Genomic DNA, 24,954 nt, shown 5'->3' with positions numbered 1-24,954 from the left:
TCGTTCCGAAGCTCCGGCTTCGGAATGCCAGTGAGAAGCTCCAGCTTCCACTTATTTATGGATGCCAGAAATCATAAGGAGTTCAAAGAATGGAAGCAAGAGCTTCCTGATATGCGTTACGAAGGAGGACCTTCGTAACGAGTAATAAGTCATAAAAATCAATTCATGCCATCACACAAACCCGTAACAGCAATTTTCGACATCGGTAAGAGCAATAAAAAGTTCTTGCTGTTTGATGAGGATTATGCTGTTATTGAAAAGCATCAAACCAAATTGGAGCAGACGGTGGATGATGATGGTGATCCATGTGAAGATCTGGAAAGGCTGGAAACCTGGATTAAATTTCAATTTCAGAAGGCTCAAAAGAAATACGAAATTCAAGCTCTGAACTTTTCAGCGTATGGAGCCAGTTTTGTGCATATTGACAAAAACGGCCAGCCGGTAACTCCGCTTTATAACTATCTAAAGAACTTTCCGGAGGAACTTTTAGACCAGTTTTACAAATCCGTGGGCGGAAGAGAGAAGTTTGCACTGGAAACCGCATCGCCGCCGATGGGAATGCTGAATTCCGGATTGCAACTCTATTGGCTAAAATATCAGAAGCCGGAGATCTTCAAGAAAATCAAAAATTCTCTTCATCTGCCAAACTATTTGAGTTACTTGTTCACAGGAAAAAGTATTTCAGAACTGACCAGCATCGGGTGCCATACAGGCTTGTGGAATTTTGATGAGATGGATTATCATTCCTGGGTTAGAAAGGAAAAAGTTCAATCTTTGCTTCCTAATCCTCAGCCTGTCACAGAAATTGTTGAGAAAAATGGTGTCAAAATTGGTCCGGGAATTCACGATAGTTCAGCAGCTCTGGCTCCATATCTCATTGGATTAAACGATCTGTTTATGCTGATTTCAACCGGCACATGGAGTATCACATTAAACCCGTTTAATGATGAACCGCTGACATTCAAAGAGCTGGAGAAAGATTGCCTCTGTTATTTGGATATTTTTGGAAACCAGGTGAAAGCCTCGAGATTGTTTTTGGGGGCTGAGTATTCACATCAGAAGAAAAAAATTTATCAGCATTTTTCAGTTAATGATAAGGGGCCTTGGATGAATTCGGATGTAGATCTGCTGAATAGATTGATTGAAACTCAAAAGAATGAAAAAAGATTAGAACTTGAAGAAGCATACAATTCAGGTCCGTTTCCGCAAAAAAAAGCCGGAGATTGGCAGTTGGATCATTTTTCGTCTGCGAAGGAAGCCTACCATCAGTTAATGTTAGACTTAGTGTCAATTCAGGCGGAATCGATCAAGCTTGCGGAGGGATCAAAGAATATTGACAAATTGATTGTAACCGGGGGCTTTAGCCAGAATGATCTGTTTGTCTCACTTTTAGCTTCATTTTTTCCCGATAGAAATATTTACACAGCGAAGCTTTCGGATGCATCTGCTCTCGGTGCAGCAATGGTAGTCAATAATATGGCAGTCCATCTTGAACAAAAAGAAAAACTAAAAACATTATTGGGATTTAAAAGGCACTGGCCAATTAAAAGGCTTACTAAAAAATAATATTTATGGATATTTCACGAAAAGAATTTATAAAACTAAACGCTTTGGTAGCAGCCGGTCTGCCCTTTATAAAACTCTCACGATTAAACGCCAGTGCAGATGAAATAGAATCTCTTTATGGAGGTTTTACATCACCGCCCAATGCTGCAAAACCGTTTGTTCGCTGGTGGTGGAACGGGAATAAGGTCACAAAAGATGAAATCGTGCGCGAGTTGGATCTGATGAAAGAAGCTGGTATTGGTGGTGTAGAAATTAACTCCATTAAGTTTCCGAGTAATGCTGATGCTATGGGCATACCATCGCACGAATGGCTAAGTCCGGAGTGGATTGAAATGGTAGAAACTACGGTAAGTGCTGCTGAAAAACGAGGTATAACCTGCGATATAATCGTAGGGTCCGGATGGCCGTTTGGAGGCAGGTTCCTTGATAAGAATGAACAAACCCAGCTAATGACTTTTGGCACAAAAAAGCTTCAGGGGCCACAAACGAAACAGTTCAGCCGGTCTGACCTGCTTGATTCGATAGAACTCGAATTGCATTCCAAGAATGAAGACCTAATTAAAGAACTGGTATTCCTTCGGCTTGCTCCAGCCCGAATGGAGAAATTTACCATGGGAGAAGATCTATCCGCGAAACTTAATGGTGATAATATCACAATTGAAGTACCGAATGGAGAATACGTCCTTTACTATATGGTGAAATTTACCGGATTCCAGGCGGTGATTAACGGTGCTCCCGGTGCTGATGGGCCTGTCTTAAATCACTACAATAAAGATGCAGTGGAAAAGTATTTAGGACGGATGTCGGATAATATGGAATCACAGATGGAGGGACTGGGTGAATCATTCCGAGCTATGTTCTGCGACAGTTTGGAATTGGAAGGTGCCAACTGGACGGATGATATGCTCGAAGAATTTGAGCGTAGAAGAGGCTATTCGCTCTATCCATACCTGCCCTTTGTGCTATTTAAAACCGGCCATATGGGCAACCCGGTTGATGATAGCGGTGGATCGGAACTTACCCAGACAGTGCAGGAAACAATTGACAGTGTTCGATACGATTTTTACAAAACACGTCTGGAACTGTTTAACGAACGATTTATACAAACCTTTAATGATTGGTGCCACGAGCACAATGTGGAATCAAGAGTGCAAGCTTATGGCAGGGGCTTTCACCCGATTGAATCTTCGATGGAGATCGATATTCCGGAATGTGAAACCTGGCTGCGGTCAACAATAGGGGGGATCATTTCGAAGAAATTGGTTTGCAGGGAAGAGCCTATACTATGGTCAATAAATTTGTTTCCTCAGGTGCAAGACTGGCTGGGAATAAACTGATTAGCTGTGAAGAGATCACCAACACGGGTTACGTTTTCAATGCATCGCTGGAGGATATAAAAATTGCCGGTGACCAAAGCAATTTGTCCGGCGTGACGCACTCTATATTACATGGCTTTAATTACAATCCCGAAGAAGCTGAATTTCCTGGCTGGATTCGCTATGGAACATACTTTAATGAACGCAATACATGGTGGCCATACTTTAACAAATGGGCTGACTACAAAGCGCGGTTATCATATCTTTTTCAGAACGCCGAGCTTGTTTCCGATATAGCCGTCATGCATCCACTGGCTGATATGTGGCGCAAATATGGACCGCAACGTGATCCATTCCCACGACTAAACTATCCAGACTATCAGCATAATGTTTGGGAAGCAATCCACCAAAATGGTAATGGGTGCGATTATGTGAGTGAAAAGATTATACAAGAGGCTTCGTTTAATGAGGGAATGCTCCGTTTTGGAGACCGAAGCTATAAGGCAATTATTTTGCTGGAAGTCGATAGCATAGAACCGGATACCGCACGAGCATTAGCAAAGTATGCGGAATCAGGTGGGAAGATTATTTTTATTGACCGGGCGCCACACCAGGCACCGGGTCTGCAAAATAAAGCTCGAAATGATCGGCAAGTGAATCAGTCGGTTCAGCGGTTATTAAATCAGTTCTCTGAGAGTACCGGTATTTATCCTGCGCCCGGGAATGAAAAGCTTATCGACTGGTATAGGGGAATACAGTCTGGATACGATCTTTCGCCAGATATTATGTTTGATGAATCAAGTGCATATGTAAGCCAGTTACATTACCGGTCAGGTGAGAAGGATATCTACTTTTTTGCCAATTACAGCAATCATATTGTTTATTCTTCAAAAGTGACTTTCAAGAGGAGCGACAACCGAGTACCCTGGCTTTGGGATCCGGAAACGGGTGATCGATATCGCTACCCTTTAGAGAATTCGCCAAATGAACTTCAATTAAGATTGGCACCGGCCGAGACTAAACTTATTGTTTTTGACGAACCAGCGGAGGCCGAGGAGTGGAGCATTCCAGAAATCAACCCATCGAAAACAGAATTGTTAAGTGGTCCGTGGGAGCTTACTTTAGATCATGTGGATGGTACAAGTAGGTCGGTAAAAATGGAGTCGCTCAAAGGGTTTGATACGGATCCAGATCTACAATCATTTGCAGGTGCAGCAATCTATAAGAAGAAATTTGAAGTTCATGATCCCGAACAATTTACTTTCTTGGATCTGGGAACAGTTAAGGGAATTTCAGAAGTATCGATAAACGGAAATACCCGAGGCTCTCACTGGTATGGTCAACATCTTTATGAAACAGGAAATTCGCTTGAGCCCGGTGAAAATGAGATCACAATTAAAGTTACAACGGTATTAGGTAACTATGTGAAATCACTTACAGATAATGAAGTTGCACAAAGGTGGACTGGGGGACAAGAGCTAAATAAAACGGGACTTATTGGTCCTGTAAAACTAATAAGGTAAATATATAACCTTATATTATATGATTACTAAAAATCAAAAATAGCTAAGGAGTAATTATTCAGATTTCTCTATTCATAACCTGCTTTAACGATACCCTTTTCCCGGAAACGGGAAAAGCGATGGTACAGCTTTTAGAACGGCTCGGCCACACTGTTGATTTTCCCCTCGAACAAACCTGCTGCGGGCAGATGCACTACAATACCGGTTACCAGGAAGAAGCGATACCGCTGGTCCGGAAATTTATAAATGTTTTTGAAGATGCGGAGGCGATTGTGGCTCCGTCGGCATCCTGTGTGGGAATGGTTCATGAGTTTTACGGAAAAGTAGCCAAGCGTTCAGGGGATGATAAATTAAAAAAACAGGTTGACAAGATTGTTCCGAAAGTGTTTGAACTAACGCAATTTTTAGTGGATGAATTAAGTCTAGAAGATGTTGGAGCGTACTATCCCCATCGGGTTACGTATCATCCAACGTGTCACTCGTTACGAGTTTTGAAAGTGGGCGATGCCCCGCTGAAACTCCTCAGAAATGTAAAGGGAATAGATCTTGTAGAACTGCCAATGGCTGAAGAGTGCTGTGGTTTTGGAGGCACATTCGCCATAAAAAATGCGGATACCTCAATGGCTATGCTGGGAGATAAAATCCGCCATATAAAAGGAACCGGCGCCGAAGTCTGTTCCGCTGCGGATAACTCCTGTTTGATGCATATTGGTGGTGCGTTAAGCCGGCAAAGAAGTGGAGTAAAGCCAGTTCATATTGCAGAAATTTTGGCCTCAACGGAGGAATAATCTCCCTTTCAGGGGAGACAGTATTTCTCAAAAGTTCTTGAGAAATACAGAGGGGTGTCACGTGAGACGTAAACCCATCCCTCTGCTTACACTTTCATGATTTTACGGAACTCAACAAAGTTTTTTAAATGTGCGAAAGGATGGTACAAGTTGCAAACTTGCACCAGTTATGGGGTGTGTTTGGCACGACACGGACCCACCCCGAGTTTATCATGACGGCCTGACGCTGTCATGATTTCGCTTTCCCCTCCCAAGAGGGGAAGATTCTTGATTTAATGATTATTACCTATGAGAAAATCTGAACAAACACCGACATTTGAAGATTCGGCAAAAGCATATTTGTCGAATACGCAACTTCGAAAGAATATTGGCCACGCGACGCATACGATTCGTGAGAAACGAAAAGGTGCCGTGGATGAGATGCCGGATTGGGAGAAGCTTCGGGAGGCGGGAAGTCAGATCAAGACGCGGGTGATGCGGCACCTCGACAAGTATCTTCTCCAGCTTGAGGAGTCTGTTCAGAAGGCCGGCGGACACGTTCACTGGGCCAGAGATGGGAAAGAAGCGAATCGAATTATTGTTGATCTCGTCAAACAAAAAAAGGTTGAAGATGTTGTTAAGGTAAAATCGATAACTACGGACGAAATCAAACTGAATAAAGCATTAGCCAAGGAGGGAATCCAGGCGCTGGAGACCGATCTGGCTGAGCTGATTGTGCAATTAGCGGAGGATGAGCCGTCTCATATTTTGGTTCCGGCGATTCATAAAAACCGCGCTGAGATTCGGGAACTGTTCCGGGAAAAACTGAATCAAAAAGAGTTGAGTGACCGACCGGAAGATTTGGCGGAAGCGGCTCGTTTGTACCTCCGAAAGAAGTTTTTGAATGCAAAAGTTGGCATCAGCGGAGCGAATTTTGGAGTTGCTGAGACAGGGACGGTTGCGGTTGTGGAATCGGAAGGGAATGGACGGATGTGCACTACGCTTCCCGATACATTAATTACGCTGATGGGCATCGAAAAAATCATCCCGACCTGGCAGGATTTTGAAGTATTTATGCAGTTACTGCCGAGATCTTCCACAGCGGAGCGGATGAATCCCTACAATTCGTTTTGGACGGGTGTAACCGAAGGTGATGGTCCTCAGGAATTTCACCTGGTCTTACTGGATAATGGCCGGACCAATGTTTTGAAAGATGAAGTGGGTCGGCAGACGCTTCATTGTATTCGATGTAGCGCGTGTTTGAATGTGTGTCCCGTTTATGAACGAACCGGGGGCCATGCCTACAACTCCGTCTATCCGGGGCCGATCGGGGCGATTTTGACGCCTCAACTAAAAGGGATTGAAGATGATGGAGTCGCTTCACTCCCGTATGCATCCTCACTTTGCGGAGCATGTTACGAGGTTTGTCCGGTCAAAATAAATATTCCGGAAGTGTTGGTTCATCTGCGCGGAAAAATTGTGGATGAGAAAAAACGGAATGGTACTATAAAACAAAAAGCAGACCCGGAACATATTGGGATGAAAATAATGGCCAGGGCTTTCCAGAGTCGATCACGATATGAACGTGGACAAAAGATGGCAAAGATAGGACAAAAATTATTTACAAAGGATGGCACAATTTCAAAACTACCGGGTCAGCTTTCCGGTTGGACGGCAATGAGGGATTTGAAACCAATTCCCGATCAAACCTTCAGAGAATGGTGGAGGAATCGCGATGAGTGATGCAAAAACAGAAATGCTGGCGACTATTCGAAAGGCTTTGGCTGAAGTGCCGGATTCGGAAAAGCCGGAAGATGTTGAACTGAAGAGAACCTATCGGCAAAAAGGTAAGTTATCTCAAGCCGAAATTGTGGCTCTCTTTGCAGAACGAGTGGGTGAGTATAAGGCAAGGGTTCAGAGAGTCAATCAAAGTGATTTAAAGAAAGTGATTGCGGAGAGCTGCAAAAAAGAGAATGTTGAACAGTTTGTGATTCCTGAAGGTTTTCAAAAAAAATATTCTGCCGGAAAACATCGAACTGCTTTTTGATGATTCTGACACCCAACTTACTCACCGGGAACTGGATGAATCGGACGGGGTCATTACAACCTGCGCTTTTGCCGTGGCTCAGACCGGAACCATTATCTTGGATGCAGGAGTAGGGCAGGGGAGACGGGCATTGACATTGGTGCCGGATTATCATCTCTGTATCGTTCGGGAAGATCAGATTGTGGAGTTGGTGCCGGAAGGATTTTCGGCTGTTGAGTCCACTGTGAAAAAAGAGGGGAGGCCTATCACGTTTATTTCAGGCCCATCGGCTACATCAGATATTGAACTGAGCCGGGTGGAGGGCGTTCACGGCCTCGGGCCGGAAGTATCGGCTGGCAGGTTTTGATTGAGTGACCAGTTAATCGGCTCGGCGAATCTGATTTATATAACACGGCTCGCCTGAGCTGTGAACAGATTACCGTGGTCGTGACTGCTATGGGAGGGTAAGGAAGTAGTGGTGCCTTATGGGAACTAAGAAGTAAAGTAACGAGCACAAGCGGGACGCTTGAATCAGGCTCATTGGCGATTAGAGGTACTTATATAGCAAATAAATATTGATTATAATCTCATCCCCTCAATATTATAATCCACAAAACAGAGAGTGCTCCCCGATTCGTCTTTTAACAAAACTTCTGATTCACCGCTCAGCGAAACTGAAAATGGATCATCAGAATAGTTGAGTGTAGCACTCCATGATTCACTGATGGTTGTTCCATCCCCGCGCTCTACTTCCCCGGTTGTACCGTTGAATTCACCTGTTTCAATATCGTAAGATCCACCAATTCCCGCCGGTGCATCCGGAAATTGTACGATAAAGGAGGTAGGGCTTGATGAGATAATGGAAGCTCCAACGGTGAACTCAGGCTGAGTTCCCGAACAGGTATATGCCTGTCTGTTATATGTGAAATCCCAATCACCCACAATCATTTCAGTGGATGGAATCATATCGTCCCCATCTTCATCCCCATTACTAAAGTCAGGCCCGAAAAATGGTGCTTTTTTTAGATCACATCCCGCCATCAGAACGATCAAAAATATGCTTACAAATATGAGATAAACTTTTTTTGTAGCCATGTCGAATTGGTTTAAAATTTCTGGATTTTCTTCAAGATCAACTGGTTTTAAAAATTGTAGTTAATACTCGCTCTTATTCCACCCAATGCATCTGCGCCTCCGCCGTCGGTACCCCAGTAAACTCCGAGACCCGTTCCGATTTTTTGGTTCCAGTTCACATTCACTCCGGCACCCGTTGTAAAATTCAGGTTTTGATGAGAACGTGACTCCCTTTCAACTTCATCCCCGGAGGAGAAAGACTGATTTTTAAACTCCACTTTGTTCCATGTATAGTTAAATCCAATATTAAAAGATGCTTCAAACTCTGAGTCTTCCATCGGAAATCCATCTTTGATGGGAGCTGAAAATCTCGAATAGAAACCAGCCGAGGTAAAGTTTAAGGATCCATCAACCATATAAGGATAACCGGACCCTTGATTGTACATCTGCCTGAAATCCGTCGAACTTCTTTTGGATCGGAAACCCATAGCAATGGATAGATCTGTATTCGTTCCTGGGAGTTTTAGGTTATTAATTGCGTCAATTTCTGCAAAAAGACCGAATGAGGGTGATCCATTTGCAGCCTCACATCTGTCCAATTCTTCCTGATTGCAGGCTTCATCTTTGAGGTTGTACCGGGTTTCATATCCCAGGTAAAATCCTACCCGAAACGTTTCAATATTAAAATCCCAGTCAGTATTACTGTTTGGTTGAGGATTCGGCTCTTCGGGAAGATCCTTGACTGGCTCATCTGATGCCACTTGTTGATCTTCAGTTTGTTCTTCTTCATCCTCCTCTTCGCAGGGATCAACCGTCAAATGAAGAGAACTGGCTTCAGCAAATTGTTTATCAAAGACTCTTTCTTGCGCATCAAATCGGATCGTATATTCACCCGGACCAGGAGCCTTAAATGTTCCTGTATTTGTTCCGCCGGGTTGTACTTCAAGTTCAATTTCATTCCCGTTTAACGTGGCTGTGACTTTGAGGGGATCTCCTTCCGGATCTGCCGCTCGTACACCAACCGTAATTTCTTCGCCGGGACAGACTCTCCGGTTTACCTGGGTAATAGTCAACTCTTGCTCTTCATTTCCTCCCCAGATATATCCGGTTGCACCAATTTCAGGTTCTTCGTTGCCTACATGAATAAAATCTTTGCTTTCAACGGTATTGGATTTATCTTTTTGATCCGGATGATCCGTGACGGTTATTGGAATTGGATGATTATCCGGTTCTCTTGTGTGTTTAAAGGCCTCAGTAGTAAACAATATTCTCGATTCGTCTTGCTCTTTTTCCTGAAGGCCATCATTCCTTTCAAAGATCTTAGTTTTATCTGCGGCAGCTTTGCTTGCATCAATCGTTATTTTATGAATGTCATTGTTGGTGTTATCATCGCGAACTAAAGCGTGGACGGTAATTTCTATTGGTTTACCAGAATGTAAAAACCGTCTCGGTTCAACCCATGTTCTCTCAATAACGGGTGGTACATTATTAACTTCGTAATAGAGATTACCATTAACTTCCTCATTTTGGTCGTCCCAAATTGTAAATTCATTTTGAAAACTACCGTGTTCATGCGGATTATTCACTCGTGCACTCCTGCTTAATTCAAATAGATATGTTCCTGTTTCTGGGGCGAACGATTTACATGTGATGTCAAATTCCGAAAATTCGGGTATGGTTTGAAGCCCTTCCGGCTGCCCAGATAGTTTGATTCTATTAATCGTTAACTCTGATTCATTTTTTTTGTCTGCGTTTCTATCGATAACAGTGACTTCTACGCCATCGAGTGCCATCGTCTCGCCGGGATCTGCAGAGGTTGAGTTATTAACAACAGGAGGAACAATTTCAGGTTCTACATTCAGTACCTCATAATCGGGATTGATGGTAGTTGTAACTCCTTCAAAATCTGTGAGTTGAATATCCAATCCATACGTTTGGTCCTTCCGGGGCTCGGCAATTGTAAATTTCACCTCAACATTCTTGGCTGGCAGTGCGGTAATCACATTATAATCGGCTCCCTCTTCCATAATGGTATCCAACCCGGCGATATCCACTCCATGAATATCAATATCTCTGCCGGCAGCATCTTTGGCTGTAAGGGTAATAGTAACATCGTCGGAAGGTTCGCCGGCTTCCGGGTTAAATTCGGCTTTAGCGGAATCGATGTTGTCGTCATTTTCATCACAATAACAGTCAGGTAAAATGTTTTTTTGATCATGAGTTACTTTCAGCTTTACCTTTGGTTCATTTTGATTATCTGTACCATCGCCATCCATATCTAATACAGGTTTTGCACTGCCGCCTCCAAATACCTGGAAAGAGTTAAGTTTTACAGGTCGATTTCTGCCGGGTACAGGAACTAATTCACAACCACAAGAACCAGAAATATAGTACAGGTATTTACCATTTTTTTTGTTCCAAAGAATATCTATTGAAGCTGAACACTCTAAATCACCAAATAAACTACGATCATAATGAAATTTCTCGACTGGCGGTTTACTTTGCCACCACTTCTGAATAATTCCCTCCATCTCTTTTCTGATTTTTTCATAAGCTGCTCGTGTAGGTGCTTCTACGAGTTTAGCAGCTAAACCAGGGGCTCCGGGGATCTCTTTTGTGACTAAATCGAAGGCTATTCTGCCCATACCTTTAAGCGCATAAAAATCATCTATATCACCAAAAATTCTACATGCCATACCTTCAGCAGCCTGTGTGCACAAATCTTTTTTTCTACGATCCAAATTATCTTCACAAGCATAGTTACCATAGATTTCTTTTATAATTTCATCCATTTGAGGAGATATTTCAGATCCGAAAATTCTACTCTGAGGTTAGAGATAGCTTGATCCTTCAGAAAGCTTTTAAATTTTTCTTTTGTTGATTCTCCCACTGTCTGTTGATCAAAAGCAACACCCTCGAAAACATCTGCAGCTAATTTTCCAAATTCTGCTGAACCTTCAATCAATTTATCATAATCTGTAGCGTTTTGGGCCAGGGAAGCCGTTGAATAAATTAGTAACAGAAGAAATGTCAGAAAGGTATTTTTAAAACCCATGGACGTAATTTTTTAAAGTGTTGTGAATAATTTGACTGTCTCTATTGAACTACGCAGGAAAAAAATCGTAAGTGATCATTATTGTTTTCTGAGAGGCATGAAAATCCCCTCTTGAGAGGGGACAGACCGAATCGCGTTCAGAGATTCGGTCAGGGGTGTGTAAAGAGGCATGTATAGGACTACATAGTGAGTTTAAAACCCACAGCTCTGCGAACACACCCCTGCTTCGTCAAACAGTCCGTCAGCGGACTTTTGACTTCACCGTCCCCTCTCAAGAGGGGATTTTCTTCCAACTCCGAGACGACAGGTGCTAATCACGTACAGGCAGACGTCTGATGAAGGCAAGCATCACTTACTGCAACTGCACCTCATAACTAAAATCCCGGCTTTCCCCATTTACGATCACGTTTGAAATGGTAACCGTATAGCGTTCGTTATCCCGGAGATCGGGTACTTTCCATTGTAAACTGTTGGGCAGGCCAAAGGCAGTGTGATCAACTGATACGTCAGTTACAGACAATTCGTCGCCGTTTTCATTTTGTACTGTGATAGACGTGCTGCTGTAATCTACCTGCTCGTTGGCACCGAATCGGGAACCGGTATTGGCAAGTACAGAGAATGAGAGGAACCAGTTGTTTGTCAGTAATTCTTTTGGGAAGTCTCCACGGGGATAGGCCACAAATGGCAGTTCCAGATTATTGATATTGGCTTCGGGTCCGCCTACCACCCGAACAGCAGAACCCGCAGCATCTGAAAATTCACCCTCGATGGGAGTTCCCTCCACAAGGCCGACGGCAACCTGGCTGAGAAACGGATCGATCAGCCAGCGGCGGTGACCCAGGCTCGGCACTCTGTTGTCATCCGCCCAGAGAATCATAAATTGTTCGGGTGTGGCATTGATTTCGTTATTTCTCAGGTCGATGGCCAGATTGCTCGTTTCGGCTCCGTCCGCTCCGGATTCGGAATAGCAGTGCCAGTCTTCGGGCGGGGAATGGGAGAGATCACTGTTGGCTGCCATCATCAGGGACGCTTTTTGGACCATATCATCACTGCCAAAATCGTAACCTACAGGTGGTACGCCGAGGAGCGACCGGATAAAGTTGAGATACATGAGTCCCCGTTTTTTTGTGAGTTCAGTAATGGCTCCCTCCTCGCAGGCTTCTACGTCAGGCTCTATCTCATATAAAGATTCATTTGAAAGAGAATAGTTTAATTGAATAAAGGTCTTGTTTTTATATGCTTTAGCAACATCAATAGTCTGAACTCCCTGATTTGGGATATATGTATTGCCGGATTCATTTACAGGGCCTGCTGCTACGGTGTATGAACCAGGTGGAAGTTCAGTGAGGGCACTATTTTTGCTGACCCATTGCATGTAATCATCGTTGTTAGTTACGGCTATATTCGCATCCATTCCGGCCGGCAAACCGTTGACTTCTACTTCAATGGCAACCACACCCTCGGGTATTACGCTTACGGAGAGTTCTGATTGGTCGCTTCCAGCTTCATTTTCGGCATTTAATTGATAGGTTGTATCCTCCTCAGGAGATACTTCGATACTTGTTTCACCTGATACGTCCATACTCCCCGGTTCAAGAGTTAACGTAATAGGGTCGTCACCGGACACTTCCCAACTGAGTGTTACGGTTTCGCCTTCGGTGATAATTTCATCCGATGCGGAAAAACTGCTAATGTTGGCAGCGTTTGAATTTGGATCTGAATCTGTATCATCCGATGAATTTGAATTATCGTCAGATCCGGTGATTTGATCGCAACCGGCTATCAGTCCCACTATCAACAGGGAGATAAAGAGGTATTTCCATGGTGATCTATCTGTAAATCTTTGTTTGGCTGATTTAATGCGCATAGAAAATTTCGTTCTGTGGATTCAAATTCAATTATTTGAGATTTAAAACGAACCTTTATAGTAATACGCAGGAAAAAATTTGGAAGTGATCATTTTAACTATGGACTGAAGTCGTTTTGACTGGCTTTTTTGCCTTTACTTTTTATTTTAAATCATAGGGTTTACAAGATAGAAGTAATTGGTGAGTTAAGGAGTAGAAGACATGCCTTTTAGCGAAGACTGACTTCAGGAACCGGAAAAATATTCCAAAGATAGAATTACAGAGCTTTTGCAATCCTCAAAGGCAGGCGATAAGGAGGTGGTGAATAAGCTGTTGCCGCTGGTGTACAACGAGATGAGTTCCATAGCTCATCAGAAATTAAAATTTGAACGCAGCGGCCATACTTTGGATACTACTGCATTGGTGCATGAAGCCTATTTTAAACTTGTAAATCACGATGAAGTGGAGTGGCAGAGCCGGGCGCATTTTTTGGCTATCTCGGCATTAGCGATGAAACGAATACTCATCAACTATGCGGAGAAGAAGAAAGCGATAAAGAGGGGAGGGGAGTTTTCACGGGTAGAGCTGGAAGAAGTTGAAGGAGAGATGGATACTGAATGACATGAGTGAGTCGATGGCCGATGAGATCCTGGCGCTGAATAAAGCTATCAAAAAAATGGAAGATTTTAACCAGCGGGGGAGCCAGGTAGTAGACTACCATTTTTTTGGGGGATTGACCTGGAAAGAGATTTCGGAAGTGATGGGAATTGCACCCATTACCGTTCGCCGTGCCTGGAATGTGGCAAAACTTTGGCTAAAGCGGGAGATGAAGGATATGGAGATGCCGGGTTTGAGGGTGAGAAGTCAGAAGTAAGAAAGCTCCCCTCTTGAGAGGGGACAAGATCCATAAGCGTTTAGCGAATGGATCAGGGGTGTGTTAAATGGGTGTGGTTGCGTTGCGTGACAGGAGTTCGAAGGCCGTGTCTACGTGAACACACCCCTTGCTTGTCATGACTGCTTACGCTGTCATGACTTCACTTTTCCCCTCTCAAGAGGGGAGTTCCAAAACTTATATCAAATGAAACCGGAACGCTGGAAAAAGATCGAAACGATTTGCCAGGAGGCAATGACCCTCAGCGGTGAGGAGCGTACCACTTATATTGAGAATTCTTGTGCTGGTGATCCGGACCTACTGGATGAAGTGAATAGTTTGCTGGCTCAGGAAACATCCGGATGGATGGAAGAACCATTGGTTGATATGCAATCGTCACTATTGTTCACGGATGAGGAAAAAGCCAACGAACAGGTTATCGGCCCATACCGGCTGATTCGAAAAATTGGTTCCGGCGGAATGGGGCATGTGTACCTTGCCGTTCGAAATGATAAGCAGTTTGAACGGTTCGTGGCTTTAAAAGTGATTAGGAAAGGGGTGATTTCTGATGATGTTCTGACGAGGTTTTATGAGGAGCGGCAGATTCTTGCATCACTCAATCACCCGAATATTGCACGTTTGTTTGACGGAGGTACTACCGAAGATGACCTCCCCTGGTTTGCTATGGAATTTGTGGAGGGCACGCCGGTTACGGACTATTGCAAGCGTCATCAATCCACACTGGAAGAACGGTTGGACCTGTTCCTTGAAATCTGCTCAGCGGTTCAATATGCTCATCAAAATTTGATTGTACACAGGGATCTTAAACCGGCAAATATTTTAATCACAGAGGCGGGCCGCCCCAAGTTGCTTGATTTTGGAATAGCAAAACTGATGGACCTGGACCAGAAGCAGAGGAAAGCACAGTATCAAAACCGGATGATGACCCCGGAGTACGCCTCCCCCGAACAAGTAAGAAATGAGCCGATCTCAACGGTTAGCGATCTCTATTCACTTGGTGTGTTGTTATACGAATTGCTGGCAGGTGATTTGCCCTATCATTTTGAGAAACGTACACCGGCGAATATTGAAAAAACAATCTGCAATCAAATACCGGAAATCCCATCAAAAATAAAAGGTGCTATACATTCGGGTGATGATCTGGATGCCATCGTCCTGAAGGCTTTAAAAAAGGATCCTACTGAGAGATATTCTTCGGTGGAGCAGTTCGCGGATGATGTTCGGCGGTATCAAAAAACATTACCGGTAGTCGCTAAAAAAGATTCCATCTCATACCGATCAGGAAAATTTATCCGTCGGCATACAATAGGGATAGCAGCTTCGGCCGTGATTGCACTGTTGGTGATCTCTTTTGCAAGTGTAACCTATATTCAGTCAAAGGCTATCGAAGAGCGGGCGATTGAAGCTGAAAATGAGCGGGATCGGGCGGAAGAGGTCAGTCGTTTTTTGATTGATCTTTTTGAATCAGTGGATCCGTCTGAAGCACAAGATCAATCTCTTTCTGCTGTGGAGCTGCTTCATCGCGGGGCAGGCCGGGTGGAAACGGAGTTAAACGATCAGCCTGATCTGCAATCTGAACTGTATCTTGTGGTTTCGGATGTGTACGAAAGTCTTGGACTCTACAGGCAAGGCTTTGAAATGGCGGAAAAAGCATTGCAACTGCAACGGAAACTTTATGGAGAAATACACCCCGATATCGCCCGAAGCCTGAACTCACTGGGATGGCTGCAATATCAAATAGGAAATTATGATAGAGCTGACTCTTTGCTGAACGCTGCTTTAACAATGCGTAAGCAACTTTTTGATCATGAGAATCTGGAGGTAGCAAGAACTCTGAACGATCTTGCCGTCCTGAAACAAAGTATGAGTGATTTTCAGGCGACAGATTCACTGTTGAGTAAAGCACTTGAGATTCGCAGATCTGTTGTCGGAGAGAGTCATGAATCTGTTGGAGTGGCTTTAAGTAATTATGCCGCATTAAAATGGAGGATGAACGATTTGACAGCAGCGGCTGAGATGATGAGAGAATCGCTGGATATTTTAGTTGAAAATAACGGCAAAGAAAATCTTCAGGTTGCGAGCATTCGTCCATGACACAAACACTGGCCGCTATTACTGACGTTAAGCGAAGAAAAATGTATGATGAAGCTGAGAAATATTACAGAGAAGCATTAGATATTCGTCTTCAGTTGGTTGGCGAAGAACATCCTGATGTTGCATACAGCCTGGTACATCTTGGGAATTTACTCAGAGCCAAAGGGGAATATGAGGAAGCAGAAAAACTTTTGTTGGAAGCCTTAGAGATGCGAAAAAAAACTCATATGCGGAGAGACAATCACATTATTGGTCTGGAGATATTCATAGAGGCTAATCGGAGTTGAAGTTTGTCTATCAAAACGAATGGGGCAGGTACATGCTATATTCACGCAGAAACAGCGACTAATGTGGCAGCGATCAACCTTTTTCAAAAAAAATTTCCAGATGGACATGTCCGAACGGCCCAGGTACGTAGCAAATGTTGGCGGTAGACAACATACATTTGAGTATGCTCAGTCGATATTCGAGGAACGCCTCGGAAACCCATTTTGAAATGCATGGCATTACAATCATCGTAATAAGCTTTATCTATGGCTAATCGGAATTCCCGAACTGTTGAATCTATGAGTTCATCTTGAAGCAGTTTCACTTATAATGAATTTAGGAAATCACTATTCAGGTCGAAGATGAGATAATTCTGTTCAGAATCGGAGTATCGAAAAGCATTGAACAGCTTTACGAGGCATGCGAATCTAATGAACCTCTCACATTAGCAAAGTCCACGTCGTGTATTTGCCAATTGAAAACAATTGTATGATTCAAGATTTTCAATGAATCACTACTCAATATTTGTTTAATCCCATACAGCACAATCACATCATACATAAAATGGGCGGCCATTGCCGAAATTAATCCCACGTAAATAAAGAGCACGCCCAGCATGCAGCTCAATGCAAAGGTAAACAGCGAGTATAAAACATGTGTTGTTGATTGCAAGCGAATATAGCCGTGGATTCCGATAAACAGGAGGGAGGTCCACCAGATGCCGATGACCGGTTGAATGGCTCCGCGAAATAAAATCTCTTCAGAAATACCCGCGACAAGCGAGATATAGACAATCTCATTTGGAGATAGATTCATCTCCTGTATCTGCCGAATGACGGCGTATTCATCCAGGATCTTTTTAAACGATGGAATTTTTATCAATCCCAACCCCGCGATGCCAAATACGGCTCCGGATGTGATACCCAAAGAGATTTGAATTAAGAAGTGATATCCTTCAAAAAAGAGTGCGGCAAGAGACGTTTCCTGGATATAATAGATGATCAAATTTGCGAGTAACAACCATATCACCCCTGAAAGAACGGAAACAAGTAAAAGCTTGTGGCCATCTATGCGGGATTTTCCTGTATTGTATTCATTCATAAATAGTAAGAAACTACAAACCAGACTTAGTTACTCAGGTAGATTGTTTCGCCTGTCTCGGCAGATGTTCGGGCGGCATCCAGAATTTTCATAACTGTAATGTTATTTGAGAGGGAGGAGAGATCGGTGTCCTTTACAACAATGTCTCCCCGCACAACACCTGCAAAATAACTAAAGGGATCGTTATAGGGGTAATTACGTGAAGGTAATGATTGTGAATCAGGTGAATCATTCTGTCTAAGGACTTCAATGTTAACATCATCATGAGCAAACACATATCCGCTTTCGCCATAAACCTGCATATCTTTTCGATTGTACGGCCAGTTCCAGGAAGCCTGGATGATAGCCTGTGTGCCGGGATAGGTGAGAATAATGGTGGCTTCGTCATCCACTTCAGAGTAGATGTCAGGTTTATGGGTTTGAGTAATAGCAGTAACGGTTTCAGGTTCTTCTCCATCCATCAGCCAGGTGGTTAGATTGGCCCCGTAACATCCAAAATCCATAATGGCTCCACCGCCATTCAAAACAGGATCAGTCAGCCAATCCAAAAATTCATCACTCACGCCAATCTCTTTCGGACCCTGGTGTCCATCGTTTACAATCACTTTTCTTATCTCACCAAATTGTTCTTCCTCTTCAAATAACCGTTTTACTTCATGATTACTTGAGTACCAGGTAGTTTCGTAGTTGGTAATTAAATGAATGTTATTTTCATTGGCTACTCTTTTCATCTGCATTGCATGATCGAGATTCACAGCTAAAGGTTTTTCTACCATCACATGAATACCTTTCGGAGCGGCTGTTTTCACCAACTCAAGGTGTTCAAACGTAGAACCAAAAGCAGTGACCGCCTGAGGCTGAGTCTTATTAAACATCATCTCCATATCCTCATAATACAATTCCTGGTCCAGGTCATACATCTGCTTGTAGTGCTGCCAAAGGTCCCGGTTGGATTCGTAAATACCAACAATTTCAATATCATTGTTGCTGTTATCACGACCGAATAGCCAGTGTACATGGTCATGTGTTAAGCCTGCAACTGCAATTTTTACCGGTGTGGTTTGGCTCTCAGATATTTTTTGAGGGGTGTTTTGAGTAAGAGTGAATCCGGTAATTAAAATCAGAAACAATGGGTTTAAAATATATGAGTTTAACATAGCTGTATTGATTTTAAGGAATGATAAAGGGCTTGAATAAACTTTCAGAAGATTGCAAAACAGAAAAACCAAGAGGATGGAGAAAGTTTGAATTAGGCATTGCCTGAATACAGTTTTCTGTACAAACCCCAAAGTATTGTGCCGCATTGAATAACGAACCGTGAGAGAAGTTTATATTCTTTTGTAGTAAAGACTCTGTTCCTTTTTAAAATAACAAAACCAAACAGGGGGGTGCTTCCCGGAATGACCATGCCGTTTTTTGTAAATGTCTCTTTGTCGATTTTAAAAAGTGGAATTCCGGCTTCAGAACTCAGGCCAAGTTCTTTTGAAGTATCGGCAAATATTCCCTTTTTCTCAGATCGCGGATTATTGGTCATGTAGGGACGCTTGGTGCGAGCCAACTCTCTGAAGGCGCGTTCGGACATCAATTCGTCTGGCCCGAAATTTTCAGGCTGACGGTCTCCGATTGAGAGAATTAAACTCGGCTTCGATCGCTGGATTTTCCAGAAAGAGATGTAATCGATCTCAAATGAATTCATCAATCCGACGGCCAATTTTCTGCATGCAGAGAAGAAATCACCGTGTACCGCTTCGGTCTGTATTTTTTTGATGATGGTGCGGAAATCCTGTTTATATCGATCTGAATGTTTAGACTGTTTTGCCTTGTCAAGGAGGTGTTCGTCCAGTTTTTCTTTAAACTCATCTTTGTTTGAAAACAGGAACTCTTTTGAGACAAAATCAGCCGCTCCAATATCACGAGCCTCCTCTTCAATATCCTCAGTTGCTTTTCCGGTCATAACAATTACCGGTATACTTCTCATAACGGTGTCTGTCATGATAGATTCAAGAAGTTCAATACCGGAAAGTTCGGGCATCTGGATATCGAGAAGTACAAGGTTAATAGAGTTTTCTGCTGCCAGATCAATTCCCTCTTGTGCGCTATTGGCAAACATTAGATTGTAGTCCTTCCCAAGCATTGCTTTGAGCATTACGTGAGTAGACTTCTCGTCATCAATTACCAAAATTGTCTGTTTCTCCATGGAAATACTGACTTTAATCTTCAGTTACAGGCAGTAGTATTTTCGCTAAATATATTAATTTCTATTAATCCAACGTATCCAATGATAATACTTTGCTCGTTCTTTTAATAAAATAGTATGCTTATAAAACGAATTTTTATGCCGGATCTAAAAATTGTTGTTGTTCTATTTTAGAATAACAACTCCCAAGGTATAAGGAGGATAGTAATCTGTTGATAATACTGTCTCTCGATACGATAATATCATACCTATTTTTTACAGAATATTAAAACAGAACCTTACTCTTTTTAATATATGATTTTTTTTAATCTCACAATAAGATAGCAGTGGACTGAAATATAAATACTGGGCTTTATACAAGATTGTTTGCATGAGAAGTTTTCAACCAAAATAAAGAATAATGGAAGAAGGTTTTGAAATACCGGATATATTTCGACTTCGCTCCGCTACGCTCAATAAGACGTCAGTTTGAGCGCAATGAGGAGGTACGACGAATGAAGTCGAAAACAAATGTTTGGTTCTGCAAAGCACTCTGGAAAATAGAGGAAGAGTTGATTCAGAGAGATAGTTTGAGAAAACTCTTACGAGACAAAAAATGATCTGCATATTGTTGTACAGTCTCAGTCTATCTATTCTATAGGAATACATACATTTATCATTGTTAGAGGCTCATAGTGTGATTCTTTTTCAGTACTGTCCAAAACGTTTCAAGATGTACACATAACTTCACATGGATGCATCTAAAGACAGATTTTTCTGCATCTCAAAAACCAATCCTCTCTGAGAAATTTTTCTTGTTTGCCATGCTCCTTTGGGAGCATCTGGTTAGTAATCTTTTTAGATCTGGAATGGTCCGTTAATTACCTGAGAAAATATGTAGTGAAAATTTCGTAAAGAAAGCTCCGGAAATGTAGAGATAGATACCTGACCTAAATAATTTAGGGTATCAAAAAATTTTATATAAAGTACTATAAACTATTGAGCCAAAGTAAAATAAGTCTATTTATATAAAATTATTATGGTTATTAAAATATTTCTGATTATTAGGTTCATGACAAAATGACTGCGGTGATCATGCCGATTTTAGAAAAGAAATTTTCAATTTATTTGAAAACTAAAAGTAGAAGTACTGAAGCATTTACTACTTAGCAGATTCTAAAAGATTTAAACCCTTTTAATCAGCATCAGGGTGATATCATCACTTTGTGTATTACCTCCGGCGTGTTCTTTAATACCATCTAAAATGATAGAACCAATTTCGGAAACGGGTTTATCGACATTTTTTTGAACCAACTCTTCCAGGCGGTTTGTGCCAAACATTTCCAAATCCGAATTCATTGCTTCTGTTATCCCATCACTAAATATCAACAGCAGATCGCCGGGTTCAAGTTGTATCGATTCCTGCGTATAATCTGACTCTTCAAAAATGCCGAGTAACAAACCGGTGGATTCAAGCTCCAGTGGAGCTTGGTTTTTCTTGAAAAGTATCGGGCAATCATGGCCTCCATTCGTGTATTTAATCTGCCCGGATTTTGGATCTAATGCCCCGTAAATCATTGTAGCAAATTTTGTTGATTCTGTACTTCTGTAAAGCAGCGTATTCGTGCGTTTTATGCAGATGGCACAATCATCATTTACAAGAACCTGACTTCTGAACGTAGCCTGGAGATTTGCCATCAGCATTGCTGCAGGCATTCCTTTCCCGGTGATATCCGCGAGACAGAAAGCAAGCCGGTCATCAGAGAGTGGTACAAAATCGTAATAATCACCACCCACAGATTTTGCAGGAATATTTGTAGCAAACAGTTGATAACCCGAAATATCAGGAGTAGCATCGGGGAGTAACTTTCGCTGAATCTGCGTTGCCATACTGAGTTCTTCCTGGAGCGTAATCAATCTCTTTTCCTCTTCGAGCAAACGAGCATTCTCAATGATTTGTGCAGACTGAGAACCGATGATGGAGAGCAACCGCCGATCTTCATCCGTAAAATCCCCTTTTCTTTTATTAAATACAGCCAGGTAGCCGGTCATTTCGCCTTTAACAATTAACGGTACGCAGAGGATAGAATCGAAGGGGTATTCATCATCCGTGAGAAATTGAAACCGATCATCATGGCGTATATCATTACTTACAAAAGAGGTCCGGTTCTTAAGCATCCATCCTTTCAGGCCGGCATCCATTCTGAAAGGTACTTTTACACCCGAGGTATCGCGGTGCCGAACCATGGTATGAAAATCTTCGCCTTCGGTATTCATCTCCAGGAGGTTTATCGTACCCTCTTCCACACCAATATGCTTGATGCATTTCATTACAATTTGGTTAATGATTTCATCCACTGACTGAACAGAAGAGATTGTGGTTGCAATATCATTAAGAATTTTCAACTCATTGATTGCAAGCTGAAGCTGCCTGTTTTCGGCTTGAAGTTTTTCGATGTTTGACATTGGTTTGGAAGCTTATTCGTTTAACAGAAATGATTCAAAAGAACTCAATGAATCTGTAATTAAGACTAAATAACATAAAATAATCAACATTATACTATAAATATTTTGTGTTAAGACCTTAATTATGTTTAATATCCTTATATATTTTTTCAAAAGAATTCCATTCATAAAGAGAGGGTGAAGTAACTTAAACATTAGAAATCTGGTATGTCTTCATCCTTTTTACACTACGAAATTCAGAGAAAGCTTGGACAAGGCGGTATGGGAATCGTATATCTTGCAAAAGATACGCGATTACACAGATATGTTGCCCTCAAATTTTTACCTGCACATATCGCGAAAAATGAGATTGAACGTCAACGGTTTGAGATTGAAGCTCGGGCCGCTGCCGGTTTAAGTCACACCAATATTGCACAAGTATATGCCATCGAAGAAGTTGATGACGAGTTGTTTATTGTGCTGGAGTATGTTGATGGACAAGAGCTCAAAGATGTGATTGAGGAGGGGGAACTAAGTACCAATGATAAATTAGAGATTGCTTCACAAACAGCTTCAGGAATACACGCTGCACATCAGAAGGGAGTAATCCACAGGGATATTAAAACCCGAAATATTATGATAGATATCTCGGGAAATGTCAAAATTATGGATTTTGGTTTGGCACGGCTTGTGGGAACCGACCCTATCACAAAAACAGGGACGACCATTGGAACCACGGCATATATGTCGCCGGAACAACTAAGGGGAAGCGGAGCCGATATGCGATCTGATATATGGTCCTATGGAGTTGTGCTGTATGAGCTGTTTTCCGGTGAACTGCCATTTCGGGGCTTGCATGAACCTGCCGTTATGTACTCTATCACAGAAGATCCTCCTCATCCGATAGACGAGAAAGATGCAGAAGTTCCGGAGTATATAAAGACTATTATTGCCCGTTGCCTGGAGAAGAATCCTGAAGAACGCTACCAAACTGTAGGGGAGATTCTGGACGATCTGAAGTCACAAAATTTGGACTCTTCAGAGAATAGCTCGCCTCCTTCCCGAGTCTCGCCAATGAGAACTAAGTATTTAGCCGCGGGCATTGTGGTCGTTAGTTTGTTCATTATTACATTCTACTTCTTCCGGGATGGGATCAGCGGGTATGGAGAGAATTTACCGGACAAGCGATACCTCGCTGTTTTACCTATTGAAAACATTAGTGGAAATCCGGAAATGCAGGCCATTTGTGATGGATTGGCAGAGACATTTTCATATCGATTGTCTGAACTGGAACAGTATGAGGATTTCTATTGGGTTACTCCTGCAAGCGAAATCAGAAAGGAAAATGTGTTGAGTGCTTCCCAGGCGAATCGCATATTTGGCGTGAATTTGGCGATATCTGCCAGTATCCAAAGTGTTCAGGACTCAACAAGAATGATTCTTGAACTGGTTGATGCCGACAATATTCGTCGATTGAGTACCCGACAAATTACCGTACATGCTGATGACCTGGCAGCATTGGAGTTCAATGCCATCAAAGAGCTGCTGACTATGCTTGAGATTGATATCCAGCCCAGGGTGCAGCTTGCAATTCTGGAAGATGCACCTTCAAACCCAAAAGCTTACGAATATTATCTGAAAGGCAGAGCGAGCCTCCAAAAAGAGATGAATTTAGATGATTTGAATGAAGCGATTGACTTTTTCGAACAAGCGGTAATTTTGGACTCCGCAGTTTGCCCTTGGATATGCCGGATTGGGTGAAGGCTACTGGAGACAATATGAAATAACCGGCGATGTAGAATATGTAAGTTTAGCTGAAACAGCTCTGAATCGAGCCAACTCCGTCAACGATCAACTGGCACCGGTTCAGCATCTCTTTGGATTGGTAAAAAGTGGAACAGGAAATTACGAGGAATCGATTAACTACTTTGAACGAGCTTTGGATATAGATCCTAAGTACACCGCTTCATACCGCGAGATGGCAAATGTATATAATGAAATTGGTGATACGGGAAAAGCTTTAGATACATATCAAAAAGTCATTGAGTTAAAACCGGATTATTGGGAGGGATATAAAGATTTAGGCGTTTATCATCTCAGTAATGGCAATTTTGATGGTGCCATCCGGAACTTGGAAGAGGTTGTTGAGATCACACCAAACAATAGTAAAGCATTTTCGAATTTGGGCATCGCTTACTTCTATAAAGGAGATAATAGCAGAGCTCGTGAGATGTTTGAAAAATCGCAGGAACTGAATCAAAATCCGTTAACCGCGAATAACCTGGCCGGGCTCTATTTTTCAGATAAGATGTACACGGAAGCGGCCGATATGTATAAGATTGTTTTAGATGAGTATCCCAACCGATACGATGTTTGGGGGAACTACGCTGCAGCTGTTGAATTCAGCGGGGATTCGCTTGAAGCGATCCAACATTATAAAACAGCCATAGAGATAGCAAAACAACAGCATGAAGTGAATCCGAATGATCCGCTGATTTTGGCCGATATTGGGGCATATTACTCCGATTTAAACAACTCCATTGAAGCCAGGAACTATATCAATCGAGCACTGGACATTAACAATCAAAATCTTTTCATAAGATTACGTGCTGTATCGATCTACGAAAAGCTGGAGATGAGACAGATGGCTTTTCAATGGATTTCTGCGGAGATGATTGAGGATATTGAAAGCCAGCCGGAATTACAGGATTTAGCAAACGACCCTGCTTTTCAGGCACTTAAAAATCAACTTGTGAACCAAACGAATAACTAATCCTTTCTTGGTTGGTTTTGAAAGGAGGATCA

General features: G+C 42.4%; 21 protein-coding genes. 13 read left to right on the top strand and 8 right to left on the bottom strand.

Going from position 1 to position 24,954, the window contains the following annotated elements:
- Positions 1-165 precede the first annotated feature (165 nt).
- The 7 genes from U5K72_15580 to U5K72_15550 all read left to right on the top strand — a co-directional run bounded on the left by U5K72_15580 (position 166) and on the right by U5K72_15550 (position 7,565).
- On the top strand, positions 166-1,566 hold the full coding sequence (locus tag U5K72_15580; GenBank protein ID MDZ7720236.1) for an FGGY family carbohydrate kinase: 1,401 nt from the start codon (positions 166-168) through the stop codon (positions 1,564-1,566).
- A 5-nt stretch (positions 1,567-1,571) separates the two neighbouring features.
- The gene (locus tag U5K72_15575) at positions 1,572-2,903 is read left to right on the top strand and encodes a glycosyl hydrolase (GenBank protein MDZ7720235.1); all 1,332 of its coding nucleotides are present in this window, start codon (positions 1,572-1,574) and stop codon (positions 2,901-2,903) included.
- Positions 2,852-4,405, top strand: a complete 1,554-nt coding sequence (locus U5K72_15570; GenBank protein ID MDZ7720234.1) for a glycosyl hydrolase — start codon at positions 2,852-2,854, stop codon at positions 4,403-4,405. Before U5K72_15575 ends, U5K72_15570 begins: the two co-directional genes overlap by 52 nt.
- Positions 4,406-4,458: 53 nt before the next feature.
- Entirely contained in the window at positions 4,459-5,193 is a 735-nt protein-coding gene (locus tag U5K72_15565) for a (Fe-S)-binding protein (GenBank protein ID MDZ7720233.1), read from the top strand.
- 288 nt (positions 5,194-5,481) lie between these two features.
- Entirely contained in the window at positions 5,482-6,915 is a 1,434-nt protein-coding gene (locus U5K72_15560) for a LutB/LldF family L-lactate oxidation iron-sulfur protein (GenBank protein MDZ7720232.1), read from the top strand.
- Entirely contained in the window at positions 6,908-7,219 is a 312-nt protein-coding gene (locus tag U5K72_15555) for a hypothetical protein (protein MDZ7720231.1), read from the top strand. Before U5K72_15560 ends, U5K72_15555 begins: the two co-directional genes overlap by 8 nt.
- Positions 7,167-7,565 (top strand): LUD domain-containing protein, encoded by a 399-nt coding sequence (locus U5K72_15550; protein ID MDZ7720230.1) that lies wholly within the window; start codon positions 7,167-7,169, stop codon positions 7,563-7,565. The genes U5K72_15555 and U5K72_15550 overlap by 53 nt, the downstream gene beginning before the upstream one ends.
- 212 nt (positions 7,566-7,777) lie before the next feature.
- Here U5K72_15550 and U5K72_15545 read toward each other — a convergent pair whose 3' ends face one another.
- The 4 genes from U5K72_15545 to U5K72_15530 form a co-directional block, all read right to left on the bottom strand.
- Positions 7,778-8,293 carry a hypothetical protein gene (locus U5K72_15545; protein MDZ7720229.1) on the bottom strand — a complete coding sequence of 172 codons (516 nt, stop codon included), beginning with the start codon at positions 8,291-8,293 and terminating at the stop codon, positions 7,778-7,780.
- Between the two features lie 47 nt (positions 8,294-8,340).
- Positions 8,341-11,064 carry a hypothetical protein gene (locus U5K72_15540; protein MDZ7720228.1) on the bottom strand — a complete coding sequence of 908 codons (2,724 nt, stop codon included), beginning with the start codon at positions 11,062-11,064 and terminating at the stop codon, positions 8,341-8,343.
- Entirely contained in the window at positions 11,049-11,327 is a 279-nt protein-coding gene (locus U5K72_15535; GenBank protein ID MDZ7720227.1) for a hypothetical protein, read from the bottom strand. Before U5K72_15535 ends, U5K72_15540 begins: the two co-directional genes overlap by 16 nt.
- A gap of 352 nt (positions 11,328-11,679) precedes the next feature.
- Positions 11,680-13,194, bottom strand: coding sequence for a CAP domain-containing protein (locus U5K72_15530; GenBank protein MDZ7720226.1), 1,515 nt, complete (start codon positions 13,192-13,194; stop codon positions 11,680-11,682).
- Positions 13,195-13,450: 256 nt separating this feature from the next.
- Between U5K72_15530 and U5K72_15525 the strand changes: the two genes are divergently transcribed.
- From U5K72_15525 to U5K72_15510, 4 genes are all read left to right on the top strand, one after another.
- Positions 13,451-13,795: an ECF-type sigma factor gene (locus tag U5K72_15525; GenBank protein MDZ7720225.1), complete on the top strand. Its 345-nt coding sequence runs from the start codon at positions 13,451-13,453 to the stop codon at positions 13,793-13,795.
- Between the two features lies 1 nt (position 13,796).
- The gene (locus tag U5K72_15520) at positions 13,797-14,048 is read left to right on the top strand and encodes an ECF-type sigma factor (GenBank protein ID MDZ7720224.1); all 252 of its coding nucleotides are present in this window, start codon (positions 13,797-13,799) and stop codon (positions 14,046-14,048) included.
- 204 nt (positions 14,049-14,252) lie between these two features.
- A complete protein-coding gene (locus tag U5K72_15515; GenBank protein MDZ7720223.1) occupies positions 14,253-16,160 on the top strand; it encodes a serine/threonine-protein kinase in 1,908 nt (635 codons plus the stop codon).
- Positions 16,157-16,447 (top strand): tetratricopeptide repeat protein, encoded by a 291-nt coding sequence (locus U5K72_15510; protein ID MDZ7720222.1) that lies wholly within the window; start codon positions 16,157-16,159, stop codon positions 16,445-16,447. The genes U5K72_15515 and U5K72_15510 overlap by 4 nt, the downstream gene beginning before the upstream one ends.
- Before the next feature lie 391 nt (positions 16,448-16,838).
- Here the strand turns inward: U5K72_15510 and U5K72_15505 are convergent, their stop codons facing one another.
- The 4 genes from U5K72_15505 to U5K72_15490 all read right to left on the bottom strand — a co-directional run bounded on the left by U5K72_15505 (position 16,839) and on the right by U5K72_15490 (position 22,170).
- Entirely contained in the window at positions 16,839-17,528 is a 690-nt protein-coding gene (locus U5K72_15505; protein MDZ7720221.1) for a CPBP family intramembrane glutamic endopeptidase, read from the bottom strand.
- Positions 17,529-17,554: 26 nt separating this feature from the next.
- Positions 17,555-18,685 (bottom strand): Gfo/Idh/MocA family oxidoreductase, encoded by a 1,131-nt coding sequence (locus tag U5K72_15500; GenBank protein MDZ7720220.1) that lies wholly within the window; start codon positions 18,683-18,685, stop codon positions 17,555-17,557.
- A 92-nt stretch (positions 18,686-18,777) separates the two neighbouring features.
- Entirely contained in the window at positions 18,778-19,725 is a 948-nt protein-coding gene (locus U5K72_15495) for a response regulator (protein MDZ7720219.1), read from the bottom strand.
- Between the two features lie 1,164 nt (positions 19,726-20,889).
- Positions 20,890-22,170 carry a GAF domain-containing SpoIIE family protein phosphatase gene (locus U5K72_15490; GenBank protein MDZ7720218.1) on the bottom strand — a complete coding sequence of 427 codons (1,281 nt, stop codon included), beginning with the start codon at positions 22,168-22,170 and terminating at the stop codon, positions 20,890-20,892.
- Between the two features lie 207 nt (positions 22,171-22,377).
- On the opposite strand from U5K72_15490, the gene U5K72_15485 reads away from it, so the two are divergent.
- Complete coding sequence (locus U5K72_15485; protein ID MDZ7720217.1) at positions 22,378-23,910, top strand: serine/threonine-protein kinase; 1,533 nt, start codon at positions 22,378-22,380, stop codon at positions 23,908-23,910.
- Entirely contained in the window at positions 23,903-24,922 is a 1,020-nt protein-coding gene (locus U5K72_15480; protein MDZ7720216.1) for a tetratricopeptide repeat protein, read from the top strand. Before U5K72_15485 ends, U5K72_15480 begins: the two co-directional genes overlap by 8 nt.
- Positions 24,923-24,954 lie beyond the last annotated feature (32 nt).

This window comes from Balneolaceae bacterium, assembly GCA_034521495.1.
In the GTDB taxonomy this organism is placed as follows: Bacteria; Bacteroidota; Rhodothermia; order Balneolales; family Balneolaceae; genus Rhodohalobacter.
The sequence above is the reverse complement of the archived record's forward strand: the minus strand, read 5'-3'. Positions and strand labels throughout refer to the sequence as shown.